Origin of the sequence: Winogradskyella sediminis (genome assembly GCF_003387355.1) — a bacterium.
Classification (GTDB): Bacteria; Bacteroidota; Bacteroidia; order Flavobacteriales; family Flavobacteriaceae; genus Winogradskyella; species Winogradskyella sediminis.
Map to the genome: position 1 here is coordinate 546,912 of NZ_QUNH01000001.1, position 22,095 is coordinate 569,006.

At 33.5% G+C, this 22,095-nt stretch carries 18 protein-coding genes; 10 read left to right on the forward strand and 8 right to left on the reverse strand.

From position 1 onward, the window contains the following. Nucleotides 1-12: 12 nt before the first annotated feature. Entirely contained in the window at nt 13-993 is a 981-nt protein-coding gene (locus tag C8N41_RS02320; protein WP_092446101.1) for an acyl-ACP desaturase, read from the forward strand. A gap of 14 nt (nt 994-1,007) precedes the next feature. After that, a complete protein-coding gene (locus tag C8N41_RS02325) occupies nt 1,008-1,667 on the forward strand; it encodes an HD domain-containing protein (protein ID WP_115838076.1) in 660 nt (219 codons plus the stop codon). 196 nt (nt 1,668-1,863) lie between these two features. Here C8N41_RS02325 and C8N41_RS02335 read toward each other — a convergent pair whose 3' ends face one another. Further along, the gene (locus C8N41_RS02335) at nt 1,864-2,742 is read right to left on the reverse strand and encodes an AraC family transcriptional regulator (protein WP_092446096.1); all 879 of its coding nucleotides are present in this window, start codon (nt 2,740-2,742) and stop codon (nt 1,864-1,866) included. 279 nt (nt 2,743-3,021) lie between these two features. On the opposite strand from C8N41_RS02335, the gene C8N41_RS02340 reads away from it, so the two are divergent. Both C8N41_RS02340 and C8N41_RS02345 read left to right on the forward strand, forming a co-directional pair. Further along, nucleotides 3,022-3,579, forward strand: coding sequence for a hypothetical protein (locus tag C8N41_RS02340; RefSeq protein WP_092446094.1), 558 nt, complete (start codon nt 3,022-3,024; stop codon nt 3,577-3,579). A 405-nt stretch (nt 3,580-3,984) separates the two neighbouring features. Then, complete coding sequence (locus C8N41_RS02345; RefSeq protein WP_115838077.1) at nt 3,985-4,542, forward strand: hypothetical protein; 558 nt, start codon at nt 3,985-3,987, stop codon at nt 4,540-4,542. Nucleotides 4,543-4,605: 63 nt separating this feature from the next. Here C8N41_RS02345 and C8N41_RS02350 read toward each other — a convergent pair whose 3' ends face one another. From C8N41_RS02350 to hemH, 6 genes are all read right to left on the reverse strand, one after another. Next, on the reverse strand, nt 4,606-5,682 hold the full coding sequence (locus C8N41_RS02350; RefSeq protein WP_170137077.1) for a PA0069 family radical SAM protein: 1,077 nt from the start codon (nt 5,680-5,682) through the stop codon (nt 4,606-4,608). Between the two features lie 157 nt (nt 5,683-5,839). Further along, the gene (locus tag C8N41_RS02355; protein ID WP_115838078.1) at nt 5,840-6,622 is read right to left on the reverse strand and encodes an enoyl-CoA hydratase/isomerase family protein; all 783 of its coding nucleotides are present in this window, start codon (nt 6,620-6,622) and stop codon (nt 5,840-5,842) included. Nucleotides 6,623-6,677: 55 nt separating this feature from the next. Continuing rightward, nucleotides 6,678-8,132, reverse strand: a complete 1,455-nt coding sequence (locus C8N41_RS02360; RefSeq protein ID WP_249033224.1) for a sensor histidine kinase — start codon at nt 8,130-8,132, stop codon at nt 6,678-6,680. Between the two features lie 127 nt (nt 8,133-8,259). Continuing rightward, a complete protein-coding gene (locus C8N41_RS02365; protein WP_115838079.1) occupies nt 8,260-8,808 on the reverse strand; it encodes a CopD family protein in 549 nt (182 codons plus the stop codon). Between the two features lie 4 nt (nt 8,809-8,812). Next, on the reverse strand, nt 8,813-10,162 hold the full coding sequence (locus C8N41_RS02370) for an MATE family efflux transporter (RefSeq protein ID WP_115838080.1): 1,350 nt from the start codon (nt 10,160-10,162) through the stop codon (nt 8,813-8,815). After that, nucleotides 10,162-11,199, reverse strand: a complete 1,038-nt coding sequence (gene hemH / locus C8N41_RS02375) for a ferrochelatase (RefSeq protein WP_092446085.1) — start codon at nt 11,197-11,199, stop codon at nt 10,162-10,164. Before hemH ends, C8N41_RS02370 begins: the two co-directional genes overlap by 1 nt. 222 nt (nt 11,200-11,421) lie before the next feature. Here hemH and C8N41_RS02380 point away from each other — a divergent pair, with 222 nt between their 5' ends. Continuing rightward, nucleotides 11,422-14,934: a TraB/GumN family protein gene (locus tag C8N41_RS02380; RefSeq protein WP_115838081.1), complete on the forward strand. Its 3,513-nt coding sequence runs from the start codon at nt 11,422-11,424 to the stop codon at nt 14,932-14,934. Between the two features lie 2 nt (nt 14,935-14,936). Here the strand turns inward: C8N41_RS02380 and C8N41_RS02385 are convergent, their stop codons facing one another. Beyond that, nucleotides 14,937-15,836, reverse strand: coding sequence for an AraC family transcriptional regulator (locus C8N41_RS02385; protein WP_115838082.1), 900 nt, complete (start codon nt 15,834-15,836; stop codon nt 14,937-14,939). Nucleotides 15,837-16,046: 210 nt separating this feature from the next. On the opposite strand from C8N41_RS02385, the gene hemA reads away from it, so the two are divergent. The 5 genes from hemA to C8N41_RS02410 all read left to right on the forward strand — a co-directional run bounded on the left by hemA (nt 16,047) and on the right by C8N41_RS02410 (nt 21,394). Continuing rightward, entirely contained in the window at nt 16,047-17,294 is a 1,248-nt protein-coding gene (gene hemA / locus C8N41_RS02390) for a glutamyl-tRNA reductase (protein ID WP_115838083.1), read from the forward strand. Further along, nucleotides 17,287-18,870 carry a hydroxymethylbilane synthase gene (gene hemC / locus C8N41_RS02395; protein ID WP_115838084.1) on the forward strand — a complete coding sequence of 528 codons (1,584 nt, stop codon included), beginning with the start codon at nt 17,287-17,289 and terminating at the stop codon, nt 18,868-18,870. The genes hemA and hemC overlap by 8 nt, the downstream gene beginning before the upstream one ends. Nucleotides 18,871-18,966: 96 nt before the next feature. Beyond that, nucleotides 18,967-19,995 (forward strand): uroporphyrinogen decarboxylase, encoded by a 1,029-nt coding sequence (gene hemE, locus C8N41_RS02400; RefSeq protein WP_115838085.1) that lies wholly within the window; start codon nt 18,967-18,969, stop codon nt 19,993-19,995. A 74-nt stretch (nt 19,996-20,069) separates the two neighbouring features. Next, nucleotides 20,070-20,837, forward strand: coding sequence for an EI24 domain-containing protein (locus C8N41_RS02405; protein WP_115838771.1), 768 nt, complete (start codon nt 20,070-20,072; stop codon nt 20,835-20,837). Then, a complete protein-coding gene (locus C8N41_RS02410) occupies nt 20,837-21,394 on the forward strand; it encodes a GNAT family N-acetyltransferase (RefSeq protein ID WP_115838086.1) in 558 nt (185 codons plus the stop codon). The genes C8N41_RS02405 and C8N41_RS02410 overlap by 1 nt, the downstream gene beginning before the upstream one ends. Nucleotides 21,395-22,095 lie beyond the last annotated feature (701 nt).

The following is a 22,095-nucleotide window of genomic DNA, read 5'->3' on the forward strand; positions in this document are numbered from 1 at the left end:
AAAACGTCTAAAATGTCGTTAAAAAATGTAAGATTAGAAGTGATGCAACACCTTGAAAAAGATGTTGATGCGCTTATTCAAAAATATTTAATTCCTGTTGAACAAATTTGGCAACCTACCGATTTTTTGCCAGACTCTACTAAAGATACCTTTTATGAGGATATTAGAGAAATTAGAGAGCTATCTAAAGAACTACCTTATGATTTTTGGGTGGTTTTAGTTGGTGATATGATTACCGAAGAGGCTTTACCAACTTACGAATCTTGGTTAATGGATGTCGTTGGTGTAGACCAGGTAGAGAATAATGGCTGGTCTAAATGGGTAAGACAATGGACAGGTGAAGAAAACCGACATGGAGATGTACTTAATAAGTACTTATATCTTTCGGGTCGTGTTAATATGAAAGAAATAGAAAAAACCACACAACATTTAATTAACGACGGTTTTGATATTGGAACGGACCGCGATCCATATAAAAACTTTGTTTACACAAGCTTCCAAGAATTAGCAACTTACATTTCACATAATAGAGTCGCTAAAATTGCCAAGCAAAAAGGCAACAAACGACTTGCTAAAATGTGTAAAATTATTTCTGGAGATGAAATGCGTCATCACCATGCCTACTCTGAATTTGTAGAACGTATTTTTGAGATTGATCCGAACCAAATGATGATGGCTTTTTACGATATGATGAAGCGTAAAATTGCGATGCCAGCACATTTCTTAAGAGAATCTGGTGAAAGTATTGGTACAGCCTTTGAAGAATTTTCTAACACAGCGCAACGTATCGGAGTATACACCTCTAACGATTATGTGGATATTTTGCAAAAGTTAATTGACCGTTGGGAATTAGGAAATATAACCGGATTAAATGAGGAAGCTGAAAAAGCCAGAGATTACTTAATGAAATTACCTCCTAGAATGTATCGTTTATCTGAACGCATGAAAATTCCGGAAAACTCGTATCAATTTAAATGGGTAGATCCTGTTTAAAGCCAACATCTCTTATGATAACCACCAATCCTTTAATAGCATCAACGATTGCCTTTGTAAAACAAGAGCTTAAAACGGCTGAAGGTGGTCACGATTGGTTCCATACAGAACGCGTTTATAAAAACGCCTTGCTAATAGCAACCAAAGAACCCGTAGACCAACTTATTGTAGGTTTAGCAGCCCTATTACACGATATCGCTGATTCTAAATTTTATAATGGAGATGAGTCTGTAGGTCCAAAAAAGGCACGAAAATTTCTTTTAGAGAATAATGTAGATAGTACTGTGATTGAACATGTGACTCAAATTATTGAGCACATGTCTTTTAAAAATTCATTTGATTTAGAGACATCATTTTCGTCTAAAGAAATGGAGGTTGTTCAAGATGCAGACCGCTTAGATGCTATTGGAGCCATTGGCATTGCACGCTGTTTTAATTATGGAGGTTTTAAAAATCGCCCGCTTTACAATCCAGACATAAAGCCTAATCTTAAGATGACAAAAGCTGAATATAAAAACTCAGAAGCACCAACCATAAATCACTTCTACGAAAAGTTATTGTTACTTAAAGACCAGATGAACACTAAAACAGGCAAACGACTTGCTGAAGAACGCCATAAGTATATGGAAAGCTTTCTCAATCAGTTCTTAGCAGAATGGGAAGGCAAAAAATAAATAGAATTAATTCCCTTTAGCCACCTCTAAGGCTGTTAATTTATATTCAATAACAGCCATTTCTTCTCCATAATGAATGATTTCATCTGCAGATAAATTTGTTTTAGAGTTAACAATATTTAAAATATCTTGGCCTTTTTTAGAATAATATTGTATTGCTGTATCAATTTTCTCATCCGTAAGAATAGAATTATAATTATTGCACCATTAACTTTAACTCACTTCTATATTTAGAAGCACTCTTACCAGTAAATTCTTTAAACAGTTTATTGAAATGCGAAAAATTATTGAAGCCACACTCAAAACTTACATCCGCAATACTCATCTGACTTTCTGATAGTAGTTTCGTAGCATGTACAATACGATACTCGTTTACCAATTTAGTAAACGTTTTACCTGTAACTTTTTTAAAGTAACGACAAAACGCCGGAACCGTCATACTTACCTTACTAGCAATCTCATCTAAACTAATATGTTCTTGGAAGTTTTGATTGACATGCTTAAAAATAACATCAATCTTAGCACTGTCTTGCGGCTCGGTTTCAAAAGCAAAGCCGTCTGCATTTAATATTGTATAATCTTCAGATTTTGCTAAACCATGTAATACTTCTAATAAAATGAGGATTTTCTTAAACCCTTCTTTTTCATTTAATTTTTCAATTTTCTTTCCTAATTTCTGTTTGGTTTTCACACCAAATAAAATACCTTTTTTAGATAGCTCAAACATTTTGTTAATCGCTTCCATTTCGGGAATATCAAAAAAACGATCTCCTAAAAATTCTGGTCTAAACTGCACTAATGTCTCTGAACCGTTTACAGTTAAACGATCTGTAAAACCATTATGAGGCAAATTTGAACCCAACAATAGTAATTGACTATTATTAAAATAAGATAAGTGATTTCCTATATGACGCTTACCCTGACCTTTATTAACATAGACCAATTCAATTTCTGGGTGAAAATGCCAAAAGGGTTTCTTTTCACCTTTATAAGAATCTTTTTTGTGCTTACGTACTAATATGGAATTTCCAAAATCAGGACTTATTTTTTCTAAAGTAGGTTTTCTTGTATTCATAATGCAACAATAAGTACAAAGTTAAATCTATTAAATTTTAAAACCTATAGCAGATTATCATTAATATATACCATTTTAACCTAATATAATAATAATATGCCCTATAAAGATAATTATGCATATAAATATGCCAAAATCCATGTTTTTCAGAAGAACTAACCACCATACCTTTGTATTGTGAAATCATTTAAACTGATATAAAAAGTTTGTGACTTAATATTTAAAAAAACATATAGCACAGATTTTACATATTAGTGGTAACCCAAAAAATGAAACATTATGAAAACATTATTTAAAAACATGTTAGTATTAGCTGTGATGTTAGGAACATGCACAAGCTACGCCAATGCAACTTTAGAAGTTCTACCTACTTTTAATAGTGTGAAGAAAGGAAACTCAATTTCTGTAACAGATGCGTCAGGAAAGATTGTTTTTAGTGGTCTTATAAATTTTAATGGCAATATTAGTCACCTCTACGATTTTTCACAATTAAAGGACGGTACCTATATTATAGAAGTTAATAAAGATTTTGAAATTGAAATTAGTACTGTAGAAGTTAAAAACAACACAGTTAGTTTCATAAACAAAAGAAGTGAAAAAATCTTTAAACCGGTTTTTAGACTCGAAAACGATAAGCTATTGATTTCTAAAATGGCCTTAGACTATCCAAAAATGGAAGTTGAACTATACTATGGTAATGAATTAATCCATGCTGAAACTGTAAAAGGTGGTGAAATCCTAAACAGAGTATATCAACTCGACGATACAATAAAAGGAGAATATACTGCAGTTGTTAAATCTAACGGTAGAGTCTTCGCGAAAAACTTCAGAATATAAATTTTTGAATTTTAATTGTTAATTTGAAAGTGAGCACTAAACTGCTCACTTTTTTTTTGTTATCACATTAAGACTGTTGTCGTTATCATTTATTCTTAAATACATTAACCATACGACTTAAACCGTATATAAAAGCGCATAAGCAGTATTTAAAATCTACTTTTTAGAATATCAATACACTTACGCCTTATAAAACCTATAGCAAATTAACAACAATATATACTATTTTAACCTACTTATCTACACACCCATATCTTGAGGTTAATTTAGTATATAAACTTACCAATATCGTTGTTTTTCGACAGCTCTATCTACTCTAACTTTGTAGTATCAAATCGTTTAAAAGCTGAAGCTATTTTCCCTAAATCTTAAATTCAGCTTTTGACACGATTAAAATGAAAAATTATGAAAACACTTTTTAAAAACATTTTAGTATTAGCCGTGCTGTTAGGAACATGCACAGGTTACGCCAATTCAACTATAAACGAAACACCTTCTTCTAAAAGCTTACGCAAGGGAGATCATATCTCTGTATCTAACAGAGCAGGTGAAGTACTTTACAGTGGACGCATTAACTACAACGGAAACATTGAAAAGCTGTATGATTTTTCTCAACTGGAAGATGGTATTTATACAGTAGAAGTAAATAAAGATTTTGAAATTGAAATTAATGCAATTCAAGTAAAAAATCACCAGGTTACATATTTAGAGACTTCAAGCAAAAAGATTTTTAAACCAGTATTTAGATCTGAAGATTCTAAAGTTATGATTTCAAAATTAGCTATTGACACTAATGAAATGGCTATAGAATTATATTTTGAAGACGACCTTATTCACCAAGAAACTATTAAAGGAAAAGAGATTCTAAACCGTGTATACAAATTAGATCCGAACCTTAAAGGCAACTACACTGCAATTATAAGAGCAAATGACCGTGTATTTGTTGAAGATTTTAAAATTTAGATTATTGTTTATTTATTAGTTTATTTAGTTAAAAGTGGGTTGTAGAGAGCCCACTTTTTTTGTTTAAAAAAGTTTCATTTGACCATCCTTACAAACCTCGTGCAAGTTTGTATTTAACTTAGGCATTGATTTGTTCTTAAAATATTTTAATCTTGCCAACTGCACTAAATCATTAATTTGTTGAGCTATTTTGCCCTCGCCTCGCATCCGAACTCCATACCGACTTTCGTTAAGCGTACCACCATGACAACTTTCTATTTGGTTTAACACTTTAGCTGCTCTGTCTGGCATGGTTTTATAAATCCAATCCGTAAAAATTTCTCCGATAGTTCCATTTAATCTTACAATGGTATGGCCAATACTCAAAGCTCCTGCTTCTGAAACAGCTTTTGCCATAGGTAAGATTTCATGACTATTTATAGAAGGAATTAAAGGTGCCAACATCACATTTACAGGAATACCATTATCGCTTAATTCTTTTACCACTCTAAGTCGCTTTTTAATAGTTGCTGTCCTAGGTTCCAATATTCGCCTAGTATCTTCTGAAACTGAAGTGATAGAAACATTTACCGCTATTAAATTATCTTTAGCTAGCGCTTTTAAAATCTCTATATCACGTAAGATTAAAGCATTCTTGGTAATGATACCAACAGGATGTTTATATTTTAAAAACACTTCTAAACATTGCCTAGTGAGTTCCAATTGCTGTTCTGCGGGCTGGTAACAATCCGTATTACCAGACATCACGATGGTTTGAGCTTTCCAGCTTTTCTTTTTTAAATGCGTTTCTAATAGTTTCGGAGCTGCTTTTTTAACTAGTATTTTACGTTCAAAATCTAAGCCTGCACTATAACCCCAAAATTCGTGTGAGTTCCGTGCATAACAATAAATACAACCATGTTCGCAACCTTGGTACATATTCATGGAATAAGCCATACCAACATCTGGACTCGTTACTTTATTGACAATCGTCTTTGGAAATACGTTAAGATATTGGGTTTTGTTCTTATCAACAGTTTCACCTTCTTTATGGCAAAATTCTAAGAAATCTTCACGCATTTCGTGAGATAATTCAAAAAATTTGTTGTGTGTATTTTGTTGTGCGCCTCTACCTTTAATATTTGATTTGGGATGTATCATACTATAAAATTAGTATGAAAACCGACTGAACGTGGCTACAGGTTGTAGTTTTAACATCATCGGTTCTTCAAAAAAAGTATAAAAAAACGACCACAATTGAGCGACCTTATCCGTCAACCCAAAGCAGTCGTACATTTATAAAATAATAAGTATACCTCTATTTCCCTGGAAAATCAGCTTTACGCTTCTCTAAAAATGCCGTAGTACCTTCTACAAAGTCCTCAGTACCAAAACAGTTTCCAAAGGCTTCTATCTCTACATTAAAACCATTGACACCAGCCTCGTAATTAGCATTAATTGCATGGATTGCTTCACTAATTGCAACCGATGAATTTCGCATAATTTTGCTCGCTATTTTCTCTGCTAAAGGCAATAATTCCTCTATTTCAATCACATGATTTACTAAACCATAATTTAAAGCTGTTTCAGCATCAATCATACCAGCGGTCATTACCATTTCCATAGCTCTACCTTTACCTACCAATTGTGGTAAACGTTGTGTACCTCCATAACCAGGAATTACGCCAAGTGACACTTCTGGTAATCCCATTTTGGCATTGCTACTTGCCACTCTAAAGTGTGCTGCCATTGCTAATTCCAAGCCACCACCAAGAGCAAAACCATTGACTGCTGCAATAACTGGAGTACTTAAATTTTGAACAAAATCGAATAATAATTCTTGACCTTCGGCGGCTAGTTGCCCTCCTTGTTCTACATTAAAATCTGCAAACTCACTTATATCAGCTCCTGCAACAAAGGCTTTTTCTCCACTTCCGGTAATGATAATTACTTTAGTATTTTCATCGTTATCGGCAGCATCAAACGCATCGTGTAATTCTTGAATAGTCGCTTTGTTTAAGGCGTTTAACTTCTTTGGTCGGTTTATGGTAATCGTTGTAATACCATTTTGGTGATCGGATAAAATGTTATTGTAAGACATAAATTATTTAATTTTATAGACATTGAGACTAACTCAATGTAACATTTAGTTGCTATTATTTATTAGGAAATGTAACTTTAAAAATCGTTCCTTTTCCTAGTTGAGAGGTAAAGGTAATACTTCCATTAAAGGTTTCCACAATATTTTTTACCATTCCTAAACCAAGTCCCATACCACTAGATTTGGTTGTGAATTTTGGTTCAAATATTCTATTTTGAGTTTCTTCTGCTATTCCTGATCCATTATCTTCAACTGTAATAACAGCATTCTCTCCTTCAGTAAAAACACGAACTTCAATCTTTGGTTCTTCAGTCGTTTCTAGTATCGCCTGAATGCCGTTTTTAACCAAATTAGTGACTACTCTTATAAGTTGGGTTCTGTCGAATTTTGCTATAATTTCATCTTGTTCTGCATAAAAATGAATATAATCTTCATTAAAAATATCGAGAGCTAATTTTACGATAAGCACCACATTTAACTCTTCGCTTTGCTGTGCTGGCATTTTAGCAAAATTAGAAAACGCAGAGGCTATAGAGCTCAAAGTATCTATTTGTTGAATTAATGTTTTACTATATTCTTTAAGTTTTTGAAGAATATTGGGATCATTAGGATCAAATTTGCGTTCAAAGCTTTGCACGGTTAATCGCATTGGAGTAAGTGGATTTTTAATCTCATGCGCTACTTGTTTTGCCATTTCACGCCATGCTTGCTCTCTTTCGTTAGTTGCCAAAACTACAGCACTAGCCTCAATCTCATCAATCATACTATTGTATGAAATTACTAAACTTTCTATTTCTTCACTAGAAGATTCAATTTGTATCTTCTTATTGCGCTTTTCTAGTCGTGTTTCATTCATTTTATCACTTATAGTCCGAAGCGATTTGGTAATGTATTTAGAAATAAAATAAGCAATAATAATAGCTACTAAAATCAATAGCAAATATGCGTAAGCCAATCGGGTTAAAAATTCTTTTAGCTCTTTATTAAAAAAGTCATCGTTTTCTAAATATGGTAAATTGAGTATCCCTAAAGTTTTAAACTTCTCATCCATAATATAAGAGTAAGAAGACTGAAATGTTTGACCTGCAACCTTATTTTTTAATACATAACGATGCTCTAAAGTGTTGGATAAGGTGTTTAATATTTCGGCATCTAAACACAGGTCTGAAGAATCTCTTTGAATGGTTCGTTTTGAACTTTTTAATAATTGCCCGTCTAAATCGTACAGATTAATCTGTAGGTTATGAATGGCATCAATTTCAAAAATTTCATCTTTAAATATTAGCGGAATATTCTCCGTAGTAACCGGATAAGTCGTTTCTCTAATAACAAAATTAATACTCTGTTTTATGGCTTTTTCTTTTCGCTCTAAGCGCTCACTATGGTATTCTTTAGCCTCTTCACTGTATTGATAAATTGTAACCGCAGCTATTAAAACTGAAGCTACAAGCACCAACAATATCATCGCTAAATTTATACGCGCTCTTAAGGAAAGACGTTTTTTATTCATGTTATTAGTCTTGTAGGTAGAATTATCATGTAAATTCTAAGTTTTAAATATAGCAATAATCAAACCAAAGACAGCTATGTAAAATTTGAAATTCAACAAAACGGAAATTCACCATTTTAAGGCGTCATTACGCGTCTGGATTTTTAGAACGGATATTCTTATATAGTTTAAATCCAAGCATAATTAATATACCCAAAACAATAATACCAAGCACACCAAATACCCAATTAATAGTGCTTTTTAAAATGACGAGAAATACCACCGCAAATAGAATAAAGGTGGCTCCTTCATTCCAAATACGCATAAAGTTAGAGGTCTTTTTCACTTCATCTCGTTGTAGTTGTTTAAAATATAGATGGGTTTTAAAATGGTAGACAAATAACAACAATACAAATAATAATTTTATGTGCATCCACCCTTGTTGCAACCAACTTGGCATTAAAATCATTAGCCACACAGCAAATAAAGTTGCTAAAATAGCCGACGGCCAAGTGATAATATACCAAAGGCGTTTGGCCATTAATTTTAATTGTTTTCCTAAAATTTCCTTTTCAGGTGAGGGTTTGTGAAAAGACTCAATTTGATACACAAATAATCTTGGAATATAAAACAATCCAGCGAACCATGTAATGACAAAAATGAGGTGTAATGATTTTATATAATTGTAGTATTCCATAAGGCTAAATTTTAGCAACTAATGTCTTTTTAATTTCTCTATTTAGAAAATAACCAGTAACAATAGTAGATAACACATCTGATATTGGAAACGACATCCAAATTCCTAACTCACCGAAATATAAGGGAAGAATATACATCAGAGGAATAAAGAAAATGGCCTGTCTGGTTAAGGTTAACAATAAAGCAGGCAAGGCCTTACCAACGGCTTGAAAATATGCTGCACCAATAAGCTGCAAGGCCAAAATCGGTACAGCCGCAAATGCCCAACGCAAGTTACTCGGTGTTTCTCTAATGACATCGGCATCACTTGTGAATAATTTTGTAATTGTTTGAGGAAACAACATTAAACCAATAAATACAATAGTGCCTAAAATCGTAGCATATTTAATTGCTGTATAAATAGTTTCTTTAACACGCTCATAAGCTCCTGAACCATAATTAAAGCCTGCAATAGGAATAAAGCCTTGTGTCATTCCAAACACCGGAAATAAGACAAACATCATCATTCTGCCTACAATAGCATAAGCCGTTACTGAAGTTTCTCCACCAAAATTATACAAGGCATTATTAACCAATAAAAACGTGACGCTAACAACAGCTTGCCTGGCTAAAGTAACAAACCCTAATGAGCCTATTTCAAAAACAATAGCTTTATCTAACCGAAATTGAGAGGTTGTAATTTTTAATTCTGAATTTTCTGATAAAAAATACCATAATATAAATAGAAAAGCAACCACATAAGACCCAGTTGTAGCCCAAGCTGCACCAGCCATACCATAGTTTAATACATTTATAAAAAGATAATCTAAAACCAAATTCCCTACGGATGGAATAAACATAGCATACATGGCAAATTTAGGTTTACCTTCTGCTCTAATAACATTATTCCCTAGCATTACAAAACCTAATATTGGCACACCATATAGAATGATTTCATAATATATTTTCGCTGGATCGAATATATTTCCTTTTCCTCCAAACGCCGGAATAAGACTATCAACAAAATACAATCCAAATATGGCAAAAGTAACCGTGAACAAAAATGTTAGAGTCAACTGGTTCCCAAAGGTGGTTAACGCTTTTTCAATATTGTTAGCTCCTAAAGCTCTAGATATAATAGAAGAACCACCTATACCAATCGCCATACCCAATGCCGCAATAAAGAACGACACTGGTAGCACCACATTTATGGCAGCTATCGCGGTAGGACCAATCCAGTTACCAACAAAAATCGTATCGACTAAAATGTTAAGCGACATCACCAAAATACCTATAGATGCTGGTACGGCTTGCTTAATTAACAACTTACCTATTGGTTGTGTTCCTAAATCTTTTGACGATACTTTTGCCATTATTCGGCTTTAATTTCAGCGGTTGCCCATTCTTCAGTAATATTGGCCAATACCTCAGCAAAATCATCGCGATCGTTAAGACAAGGAATAACCGTAAATTCTTTACCTCCCATTTCGTGGAAGATTTCTTCACCTTCCATCGCAATTTCCTCTAAAGTTTCTAAACAATCACTTACAAAAGCCGGAGTTACAATAGCCATTTTTTTAATGCCTTCCTTACCCATTCTTTCAATTGTACGGTCGGTATAAGGTTTTAACCATGGATCAAAACCAAGTCTAGATTGAAAAGTAGTGGAATACGTTCCATTTTTTAAACCTAATTTTTTCGCTACATTTACTGTGGTGATTTCACACTGATGACGGTAACAAAACTCATGTTGTTTACTGCCTTTTTTGAAACAGCATTTCCCATTCATTTTACAATTACCATTCGTGATATCACTTTTTCTAATATGGCGTTCTGGCACTCCGTGGTAACTAAAAAGAATATGCTCGTAATCTAAATCATTTAAAACTTCACCAATACTTTTTGAAAGCACGTTGATATAATCTTCACGATGGTAAAACGCAGGTGTACGGGTAATTTTCACCTCTGGAAAATGTTCAGCAACCAATTCATCGACCTTAACATCAATCGTTTCGGTTGTTGCCATAGCAAATTGCGGATATAGTGGAATGGTCTTAATTTCGGTACACCCTTTATCTACCAACTCTTGTAGTCCCTTTTTAATCGTCATGCTACCATAACGCATGGCTAATGCTACAGGATAATCTACTTTATGCTGAAGTTTTTCTTGAAGGCGTTCTGAAAGTACAATTAACGGAGAACCTTCATCCCACCAAATTTTCTGATAAGCTGCTGCAGAGGCTTTTGGTCTGGTATTCAAAATAATACCCTTTACCAATAACGTACGTGCTAAAAGCGGAACGTCTATAACCCGCTCATCCATTAAAAATTCACCGAGATATTTCTTTACATCCTTTGGACTTGGACTATCCGGAGACCCTAAATTGACTAATAAAATTCCTTTTGACATGCTTTTTCTTTTCAATTACAAAAGTACGATACAAATGGCAATTCTTAATTATGGATTGTATTGCTTTTATTTATGCTACTATTTTAAAATATTTCATAGGCTTTACAGTTATATGCTCTACATAAGATATTTTTATTTTGAACTTTTAATCGCGTTTCAAATTATTCTATAGGGCTGTTAAAAGGATTTAAATATCTTTACAAGCCTTGACGAAATTTTATTATGAAAAAAACCGCATACATACTTCTTATTTTATGTTCTTCGTTATCTTTTGCCCAACAGCAATACCAGAGCTTACTGTGGAAAATTACCGGAAATGGCTTAGAACAACCATCTTACCTCTACGGCACTATGCATGTAAGCAAAAAAGTAGCCTTTAGGTTAGACGATGTGTTTTACAAAGCTTTAAATGACAGCGATTGCATAGCTTTAGAATCTGACCCAACCACATGGCCAGGTTTTAACTACGACATGATGCAAGGCCAAATGGCAGCTTACAATAATTACAACGAAGATTTTTACACCAACCTCTTTAAACTTACCCATCCTGAAGAAATGGCAATAAGAGGTTCGGTACGTATGGACAATAATGCGGTAAATGCCTATCTGTACAGAAAAAGTGGGTCTTCAGATAATTTTGAAGAAGAAACGTATTTAGATATGTTTATTTTTCAAGCTGGAAAGAAAAACAACAAAAAAATATACGCTTTAGAAGATTTAGAAGAGTCAAGATACTTAACTACAAAAGCCGCATATAACGCCAACAAAAAAGAATTAGATCCTTGGATTCAAAAATTATACGCTAAAGAAAATGCCTATTTAATTCAAGAAAACTTATATCGCGACAGAAACTTAGACTTGTTAGATTCTATAGGTGCTGGTGTAAATACCGAATTCTTTAGAGAAAACATGCTCTATATCCGAAATGAAAATATGGTAGTTTCTCTCATAAAATTAATGCCAACACAATCCGTATTTGCCGGAGTGGGAGCCGCACATTTACCAGGAGAGCATGGCATGATTAATATGTTGCGTCAACGCGGCTACACCGTAAAAGCCTTAACATCCGCACAAACCGATTACAGCAGAACAGAAAAAACAAAACTCGATAGTCTTTTTGTAACCCCAGAACTACAAAAACGCAGCACTCCAGACGGGTTTCTCAGCATTAATACTTATGATGAGCTCCGTGAATTTTCTTATGGTGGACAAAAATATTACTTAGATCCAGACATGACTAATGGTGCTTATTTAACGTTAAATAGAATTAGCCGATTTACCTATTTGCCTAATGATAAAACGAACATTACACTTAAAGATATCGACCATTTATTATACGAAGACATTCCTGGTGACATTGTTAAAAAAGAAACCTTAACACATCCTTATCCTGGGATTAGTATCGTTAATAAAACAAAAAAAGGAGAGTTTCAGAAGTATCATATTTATGAAACACCTTTAGAAATAATTATTATAAAATTTGCAGGACGTAGCGATTTTGTACTTAAACATGAAGGTAAAATATTCAACACTTTAACACTAAAGCAACCTTCCGACAGTACAACTTTATTTGTATCACCCAAGAAAAAATTTCAAGTTAAATTTCCTAAATATTACATTACTAGTAATATGCACAACTACGGAAAGAAGCTACTCGAAGGCTATAAAAATGGTGCTTACTATTTTGTTGAAGAAGCCGTTTTAAACGACCTAACCTATATTGAAGAAGATAGTTTTGAAGCCAAATACTTTCATCATGCCTTATATAAAAACTACAAGTTAACAGAAGCCGAAGGTGGTTTTAAAGCAGGAGATTACAGAACTTACGAATCTAATGCCATTTTAGACCAAGACAGTAACAAAAGACTCTATTTAAAAACCATTGTAAAAGATGGCAGCTACTACTTATTGGGTTATGTTGGCACAAATGAGGCCGGTAAATCTCAGTTTTTCAAATCTTTTACATTTAACAAAACAGACTATTCTGGATTTGAAATAGTTAAGGACACCTCCTTACATTTTTCAGTAAAAACAAATGGAAAAGCACCGCTACCAAATCCTTATAATTACAATTACAACGGAAAAAAAGCCAAGGATTATGAACAGACCATAAACGAAACCGTTTATTCTACAAATGCCAATGAGGAAATTTCTGTATCGAGAACCAAGTTTCACGATTTACAAATGTTTCACAATGTAGATAGCCTATGGAAAAATTTAGAAGACAAAATCAATAACAAATCAAAATACTATAAGTCTGAAAAAGCTTACCACATTAGCAAGCGCTCTTCTTCAAAAAAGGGTGAGATATACACGCATCAATTTACCTATTCAGATTCATTAAGTGCCAAACACGTTTTAGTAAAAAACATCTTAAAAGAAGGTGTGCTTTACGAACTAAAAACATTGGTAGATTCTGTTAGTGGTCCATCTTCGTTTGTTACCGAATTCTACGAATCCTTTACACCAAAAGACACGCTATTGGGTAAAAGTGTATTAACTGATAAAACCAATTTGTTTTTTAAAGCATTGCAGGCTAATGACAGTTTGGTCTTTGAAGCTTATGACCTCATTAAATTCAAAAAACATAATAGTAAAGATATTGTTTCAGTTCTTAAAGATTTTGAATTTGACAAAGAACGACTAAACATTAAATCCTATCTCGTAGAACAACTTATTAAAATCGATTTAAAAAACAATTTACCATTTATAAAACAGCTCTATCACGATAGTTATTATGACCCTCAAACTCAAACAGCTATTTTAGAAGGCTTGTTAGATTCAAATAAAAAAGAAAATTATAAAATCGCATTAGAGCTTATGGAGCGCGATTTACCTCTAGGAAGTGTAGGCGGAATGTTTTATAATTACAATAGAAAAGACTCATTAGCGTTAAAAGCATCTTTATTTCCTAAAATATTAGAATACAGCACTATTTCTGAATATAAACAACCCCTTTACACCTTATTAGCAAAAGTAAAAGACAGCGGATTGGTAAAACCAAAAACTTATAAAAAGTATAAAAGTCAGCTGATAAATGATGCTAAAATGGAAATAAAGCGCAATTTAGGAAATACTAATAATTACGGTTATAATTCGTATTCTCATAATTTAGCAACCTATGTAAGATTGATTTTTCCATACAGAAAGGAAAACAAAGCTCAAGATTTCTTTGAAAAACTACTAAATGTAGATGACACCAATGCTCTTGTAAAGTACTATGTATTATTAACCAAAGAAAACGAAGCAATTCCTACTCAATTAACAGAAAAGTTGGTTAAAGATGAAGAAAACCAGTATTTACTTTTAGAAAAATTAGATGAAGCTAACCTCTTAAGCAAACTAAAATCGACTCATATTAATCAGCAACAATTTGCCAAATCAAAACTCTTATCTGATGCCAACTATGACAAAGAAACCGATTCTATTCAATTTTTGTTTAAACGCGATTTTGTAACCGACAAAGGTAAAAATGCAGAAATCTATTTCTTTAAAATTGACAAAGACGATGAATACTCTGGTAAGGTTGAAGCCTTACATTACATTTCTTTTATTAAGCCAAGAGACCCAAATCAATTGGTTGTAGATTACTATTCTAAATCTGAAAATTATGGAACGATTGTCGACAAAACCAAAGAAATAGAAGAACAGTATGCGGAAATTTTGAACCTAACGATTTACAAAGACCGTAAACGTGTAACAGCGAGCTCTAACGACGGGTATTACGATTATTAAGTTTAACTAGACGCCTGAATATACTTCTTAGGCGTGGTCCCAAATTTCTTCTTAAAAGCCGCAATAAAATGGCTTCCTGTGCTGTAACCTACTTTTAGTCCAACTTCGTTAACATTATAATCGCCAGACTCTAAAAGCTTACGTGCCACTTCCATTTTATAGTCAAACAAAAAGCTAAAAACCGAGTCGCCATAAATCTGTTTAAAACCTTCTTTTAATTTTTTTAGACTTAAATCTATTTCATCGGCAAGTTCTTGCAAACTTGGTGGTTCAGCCATATTTGCTATCATAATGTCTTTTGCTTTTTTTAATTTGGCCACATTGACCTCATCAACTAAAAACGGACATTGTTCAATATCGGCATCCTCACTTCTGTTAAAAAACAGACTCAATAATTCATAAGCTTTGCCTTTAAAGTATAAGGGTTTAATGGAATTGTTTAAATTAAAACTGATTAATTGGTTGAGAACTACAGCCATGGAAGGCGAGATTTTCCCGTCCTTATAATACTTTTTATCCTTATTATCATCGGTTAAAAACGTAACGTAGTTAGCATCCTCAGAAAACAAACCATGAAACTTTTTAATAGAAATCACCAAAGAAACCAACCAAGAATGCGGTTGAATTTCTAAATGAATCGGTAAATCACGTTGCGGATTGTATAGCAACAAAGAGGTTTCTTCATCTATATTCAGCGTGTAACTCCCTTGATTAAATTTAAATGCCGCTGTGCCCTTAGTACAAAAATGAAATTGAATATAACTGCTATCAATCTCACGTTCAAGATTTTCTACCGCATCCGTTTCATTTTTATGGGTCAACACAATAAAGCCTTCTTCAATAGGCGTTTCTTCAAAAGTTCTTGTAGCGATACTTTTTGAACCCGATTTCTGTAAATTCATTTTTATTTTATTTAGACTGATTCTAAACAAAAGCTCAAAAAGCCCTTGATTTTACTACAAAAGTATGATATTTATCATGTTTTAGTGAAAATCATTCCTAAAAAACCCGAAACGACACTTTAAGTTCCTCTAGCGTTGTTTTTTTATAAATATCAAAATTACATTTGCGCTGTTACTTTCCAAAGTCAGGTAAACGAGCGAACGCAACACATGCATAATAAAAGCAAATATTTTTACGCTATAGGTCTCAGCTATAAAAAAGCTGATGCGGAAGTGCGTGGTCATTTTAGTTTAAGCGATACAGCTAAACAAAATGTTTTGGCACAAGCTAAACAAAACGGAATAGAGAGTCTTTTAGTAGTCTCAACATGTAACCGTACAGAAATGTACGGCTTTGCAGAGCATCCATACCAACTCATTCAACTGTTATGTGACAACACTAAAGGAACCGTTGAAGAATTTCAAGATGTTGCCTACGTTCATAAGAACAAGGATGCCATTAATCATATGTTTCGTGTGGGTTCTGGTCTAGACAGTCAGATTTTAGGTGATTTTGAAATTATATTTCAACTTAAAGCAGGAGCAAGAGCCTCTAAAGATGTAGGCATGCTCAATTCATTTACAGAACGCTTAGTTAACTCGGTTATTCAAGCCAGTAAACGCATAAAAAACGAAACGGAATTATCTTCTGGCGCGACGTCAGTGTCATTTGCTTCGGTTCAGTATATTATGAAGCATGTTAAAAACATTTCTGAAAAGAATATTTTACTTTTTGGAACAGGAAAAATAGGACGCAACACTTGTGAAAACTTAGTAAAGCACACTAAGAATCCACATATCACCTTAATCAATAGAACTAAAACAAAAGCTGAGGAAGTTGCTGGTAAATTCAACTTAATTGTAAAAGATTACGAAAATTTATCACAAGAACTTAATGCTTCAGATATTGTTATTGTAGCCACAGGTGCTCAAAACCCTACCGTTTATAAATCTTTAATTTCAACAGATCAACCTTTATTGGTTTTAGATTTATCCATTCCTAAGAATGTAAATGAAGATATTAGAGACCTCTCTAATATTACCTTGGTTCATTTAGATGATTTAGCTAAAATTACGGATGACACACTCGCAAAACGCAAATCATTTATACCTGCTGCAGAAGTAATTATCTCAGAAATTACAGCAGAGTTTAATGCTTGGTTAGATACGTTAAAATTTGTACCAACCATACAAGCTATAAAGCACAAGTTGACCGATTTAAAAAACTCTGAACTCAATAATCAGCGCAAAAAGATAGCTGATTTTAATGAGGATCAAGCCGAATTGATTAGTAATAATATCATTCAGAAAATCACCAATCAATTTGCACACCATCTTAGAGAAGATGGCAATACTTCAGATGAAAGCATAGAGCTTATCAAAAAAATATTTCAGTTAGAAACTACCGATAATGTCTAAAATAATTCGCATTGGCACACGCGACAGCCAGCTCGCTATGTGGCAAGCAAAGACCGTTCAATCACAACTTGAACATTTAGGTCATAAAACCGTTCTTGTACCTGTAAAATCTACAGGAGATTTAGTATTAGATAAACCGTTATACGAACTAGGAATCACAGGAATTTTCACTAAAACTTTAGATATTGCCATGCTTAATGGCAGTATTGATATTGCTGTGCATTCGTTAAAAGATGTGCCAACTGTTTTACCAAAAGGTATTGTACAAGCTGCAGTTTTAAAACGAGGCAACATCAATGACACTTTAGTGTTTAAAGACAATGAAGAGTTCTTATCTGCTAGAGATGCTATTATAGCCACAGGAAGTTTAAGACGACGAGCACAATGGCTTAATCGCTACCCAACGCATACCATTGTAGGCTTACGAGGCAATGTAAATTCTCGATTAGAAAAGCTAGAAACTAATGAAGATTGGAATGGAGCCATATTTGCAGGTGCAGGCTTAGGTCGCTTAGGGATTACACCAGAAAACTCCATTAATTTAAGTTGGATGATTCCTGCTCCAGCGCAAGGCGCGGTAATGGTAACCGCTCTAGAATCAGACGAACAAACAAGAGAAATTCTTTCTGAGATTAATGACGAAGTTACACAGATTTGTACCTCAATCGAACGCGAATTCTTAAACCGTTTAGAAGGAGGTTGTACCGCACCAATTGGAGCCATTTGCTATATTAACAAAGAGGAAGAAGTTAATTTTAAAGGGGTCCTTTTAAGTAAAGATGGCAGCAAGAAAATAGAAGTCACCAAAGTAGTCCCTTTAGGAAAACATGAGGAAGTTGCTGAATTTTGTGCCGATTATATTATTGGTAAAGGAGGTAAAGTTCTAATTGACGAACTAACACAAGGTGATAAAATCACTAACATCTACTCCACTAAAAAACTAACGAACGATCAGGTGGCGAAATTTCATGACGCTGTGGTCGCTCAAAGTAACGATGCAATAAAAATTAATCCTAACCGGTTAAATAAAAGTATCATTAGAAATGAAATTGAAAATGTTATTATCACTAGTCAAAATGCTGTTGAAGCCTTACTAACTAACTTTTCGGCTCCAGAATTACAATTCAAAAACATTTATTGTGTAGGTCGAAAAACCAAACGTATGGTTGAAAAACGCATTGGTAAAGTGAAACACTTTGAACAATACGCTAAAGATTTAGCCAATTACATGGTAGAATATATGGATGGTACCGAAGTGACCTATTTTTGTAGTAATTTAAGATTAGATACTATTCCAGATATTTTAGAGGAAAATAATATTAAAGTCAACGAAATTGAAGCCTACGAAACTAAATTTGATGCAGAAAAAGTAGAAGGTGAATTAGATGGTGTAATGTTTTACAGCCCTTCTACCGTTCAAAGTTTCTTAAAACAGAATAAAGCAAATGGAATTGCTTTCTGTATAGGTGAAACGACAGCAACAGAGGCCAAAAAGTATTATAAAGATGTACGCGTGGCTAAAGTGCCATTGGTAGAGAGTGTTGTTGAGTTGGTGAATAAGTTTTATGAGCAATAGCAGTTAGCACCACTGTTATCATTCCTGCTAAGGCCGGAATCCAAAATAATAAAGTACAATTAAATAGATTCCTGCCTTCGCAGGAATGACAGAAACATGATAAAAAACGATTTATTTCTTAGGGCATTAAAAGGCGAAACAGTAGAGCGTCCACCAGTTTGGATGATGCGCCAAGCAGGTCGCTATTTACCTGAGTTTATGGAAATCAAAGCGAAATACGATTTCTTTACACGTTGCCAAACTCCAGAATTAGCAAGCGAAATTACCGTACAACCCATACGTCGTTATGGTATGGATGCAGCCATTCTGTTTTCAGATATTCTAGTCATTCCACAAGCGATGAATATTGAGGTACAAATGAAACCCAATTTCGGACCTTATTTACCAAACCCTATTCGCTCTCAAAAAGATGTGGATAATGTCATCGTTCCTGATGTAAAAGAGGCTTTAAATTATGTTTACGAAGCTATAAAAGCGACTAAAGAAAAACTAAACGATGAGATTCCGTTAATTGGTTTTGCGGGTTCACCTTGGACCATCCTTTGCTATTGTGTGCAAGGTCAAGGTTCTAAAAACTTTGATAAAGCCAAGAAATTCTGTTTTACCAATCCGGTAGCAGCACACCAAATGCTTCAAAAAATTACAGATACCACGATTGCTTATTTAAAAGGAAAAGTAAAAGCCGGTTGTAATGCCGTACAAGTATTCGATTCTTGGGGAGGTATGTTATCGCCTGTAGATTATCAAGAATTTTCTTGGCAATACATTCAGCAAATTATCGATGCTTTAAAAGAAGATGCACCAGTGATTGCTTTTGGAAAAGGCTGTTGGTTTGCATTAGATACTATGGCAAAATCTGGAGCTTCGGCTTTAGGAATTGATTGGACATGCTCACCAAAAAACGCACGTTATTTAACTGGAGGAAACATTACTTTACAAGGTAATTTTGACCCAACACGTCTATATTCTTCACCTTCTAAGATTAAAGATATGGTAACCCAAATGATAGACGAATTTGGAAAAGATAAGTACATTGTAAATTTAGGGCATGGTATTTTACCAGATATTCCTTTAGAAAATGCGAAGGCATTTATTGATGCAGTAAAAGGATATAAAGCAAAATAAGATTTATCGTAATTATTGTAACTTGAAGCTCCTATTTCCGTCATGTAAGAAATATGAATTATAAACCATTAGTTATGATTAAAAATATTCTAAAAGGACTACAAGCTTACACAGGTACTTTTACTTTAATTTCAAAACTAAAACTCTGGAAATATTTTGCTATTCCAATAATCATTAGTGTTGTAACGGCATTTATTATCGGACTTTCCGCTTACGGATTATCAGATAATATAGGGCGCTTTATTGCAAAAATTTGGTTTTGGGATTGGGGAAAAGAAACCTTTACAGCTATCTCAACCTTTATAGGAGGTATTGTTGTTATTGTAATTGGCTTAATCCTATACAAACACATCATCATGGCATTTTCTGCGCCATTTATGAGTCCGGTTTCAGAAAAAATTGAACATCATTTAACAGGAATAAAACCACACAATCACAGAAACACCACGTTTCAAGAACAGCTGTGGCGAGGCATAAGAATAAACATTAGAAATTTAGGGAAAGAAATGCTATTTACCATTCCCTTGCTATTATTAAAGTTTATTCCTGTGGTAAATATATTCTCAACTATTTTGTTGTTTTTACTTCAAGCCTATTATGCAGGTTTTGGAAACATGGATTATACCTTAGAGCGTCATTATAAATACAGAGAGAGTATCAATTTTGTTGGCAGACATAAGGGTATTGCCATAGGTAATGGGATTGTATTTATGTTGTTTTTATTGATTCCTGTAGTTGGAGTGATTCTAGTATTACCAATGAGTGTTACTGCGTCTTCACTTAATACCGTAAAATTAATTGAACAGCAAAAAACTCTAAATCAAAATACAGTAGTAGTGTAATGATGGCGCAATTTAATGGTTTCGAGATTAACCCAATCCACTTAGGCGATGCATGGAAAGTTTGTAATTTCTGTGTTGCCAATGAAGACCGATTAAAACGCTATTTCCCTAAAACTTTAGAGCAGAATCTTAATCCAACGTTGTCTAATTACTTTGTAGAATCTAAAGTGAAAGCTTTTGAAAACAAAGATGAATTTTTATACACATTAAAACATTCCGAAACCAGAGAACTCGCAGGTTTAATCTATCTCAAAGAACTTAATTGGGACACGAAACAAGGCGAATTTGCCTATTGTATTGGTTATGCTTTTGAAGAACAAGGCTTAACCTCTAAAGCCATTCAACTTTTATCAACACATGCTTTTGAAGATTTAGGATTAGAAACACTTCAAATTATAGCACATAAAGACAATTTAGGAAGTGTGAAGGTAGCGTTGAAAAATGATTTTAAGTGGGTTAAAACATTGGTTAATGGGTTTACACCAACAGGAGAAGCGCCTTTGGATATGGAACTTTACGAATTAGTTTCTGATTCCTGTAAGGTTTCTAAAACCTGACAAGAATTAACCCAAATGACAATAACTAAGTAGAATTTATCAATGAAGAATTAATAAAAAGAAATTGTTTGGGCACCTATAAGACCTAGCAGGTTTTAAAAACCAGCTAACAAACATTACAATCCTGCAAGGTTTCTAAAACCTTGTAGGTATAAAAACTAAATTAAATATATAAATCATAAGATATTATTATACACTTGTTATTTACCAACCAATGAATCCAATTAATAGAAACAAGTATAACCTATATAAACACCTGCAAAGTTTTAGAAACCTTGCAGGATAAGGTAACGAAAACTTTAGAACTGAAAATGAAATTAGAGAATTTAGAAAAAGACCATTATTATCATATCTACAATCGAGGAATCAATGGTTGTAACATATACAATTCAGATGAGAACAAACGTTATTTTCTTCAATTAACAGGAAAGTATCTAAATGAAAAAGCCAATATTTCTGCTTATGCCCTTCTAGATAATCATTTTCATTTTTTAATTCACGTAAATTGCAAAACCGAAGAGATAACCCAAGCTTTTTCAAATCTTTTTAATTCCTATTCGAAAGCATTCAACAAACAAAACAATAGAACAGGAAGCCTTTTTGAAAAACATTTCAAACGAAAAAAAATAGATACAGAGGCATATTTCAAAACCGTTTTTTGTTACATTCATCATAATCCAATTAAAGATTGGGAACATTAT

What these genes read in the sequence shown, in the direction of transcription:
- C8N41_RS02410 (WP_115838086.1), top strand. Translation starts at nt 20,837, where the DNA reads ATGATGGCGCAATTTAATGGTTTCGAGATTAACCCAATCCACTTAGGC.
- C8N41_RS02350 (WP_170137077.1), bottom strand. Translation starts at nt 5,682, where the DNA reads ATGATACATCCCAAATCAAATATTAAAGGTAGAGGCGCACAACAAAAT.
- C8N41_RS02385 (WP_115838082.1), bottom strand. Translation starts at nt 15,836, where the DNA reads ATGAATTTACAGAAATCGGGTTCAAAAAGTATCGCTACAAGAACTTTT.
- C8N41_RS02370 (WP_115838080.1), bottom strand. Translation starts at nt 10,162, where the DNA reads ATGGCAAAAGTATCGTCAAAAGATTTAGGAACACAACCAATAGGTAAG.
- C8N41_RS02365 (WP_115838079.1), bottom strand. Translation starts at nt 8,808, where the DNA reads ATGGAATACTACAATTATATAAAATCATTACACCTCATTTTTGTCATT.
- hemC (WP_115838084.1), top strand. Translation starts at nt 17,287, where the DNA reads ATGTCTAAAATAATTCGCATTGGCACACGCGACAGCCAGCTCGCTATG.
- C8N41_RS02355 (WP_115838078.1), bottom strand. Translation starts at nt 6,622, where the DNA reads ATGTCTTACAATAACATTTTATCCGATCACCAAAATGGTATTACAACG.
- hemH (WP_092446085.1), bottom strand. Translation starts at nt 11,199, where the DNA reads ATGTCAAAAGGAATTTTATTAGTCAATTTAGGGTCTCCGGATAGTCCA.
- C8N41_RS02345 (WP_115838077.1), top strand. Translation starts at nt 3,985, where the DNA reads ATGAAAACACTTTTTAAAAACATTTTAGTATTAGCCGTGCTGTTAGGA.
- C8N41_RS02325 (WP_115838076.1), top strand. Translation starts at nt 1,008, where the DNA reads ATGATAACCACCAATCCTTTAATAGCATCAACGATTGCCTTTGTAAAA.
- C8N41_RS02380 (WP_115838081.1), top strand. Translation starts at nt 11,422, where the DNA reads ATGAAAAAAACCGCATACATACTTCTTATTTTATGTTCTTCGTTATCT.
- C8N41_RS02335 (WP_092446096.1), bottom strand. Translation starts at nt 2,742, where the DNA reads ATGAATACAAGAAAACCTACTTTAGAAAAAATAAGTCCTGATTTTGGA.
- C8N41_RS02340 (WP_092446094.1), top strand. Translation starts at nt 3,022, where the DNA reads ATGAAAACATTATTTAAAAACATGTTAGTATTAGCTGTGATGTTAGGA.
- C8N41_RS02320 (WP_092446101.1), top strand. Translation starts at nt 13, where the DNA reads ATGTCGTTAAAAAATGTAAGATTAGAAGTGATGCAACACCTTGAAAAA.
- C8N41_RS02360 (WP_249033224.1), bottom strand. Translation starts at nt 8,132, where the DNA reads ATGAATAAAAAACGTCTTTCCTTAAGAGCGCGTATAAATTTAGCGATG.
- C8N41_RS02405 (WP_115838771.1), top strand. Translation starts at nt 20,070, where the DNA reads ATGATTAAAAATATTCTAAAAGGACTACAAGCTTACACAGGTACTTTT.
- hemA (WP_115838083.1), top strand. Translation starts at nt 16,047, where the DNA reads ATGCATAATAAAAGCAAATATTTTTACGCTATAGGTCTCAGCTATAAA.
- hemE (WP_115838085.1), top strand. Translation starts at nt 18,967, where the DNA reads ATGATAAAAAACGATTTATTTCTTAGGGCATTAAAAGGCGAAACAGTA.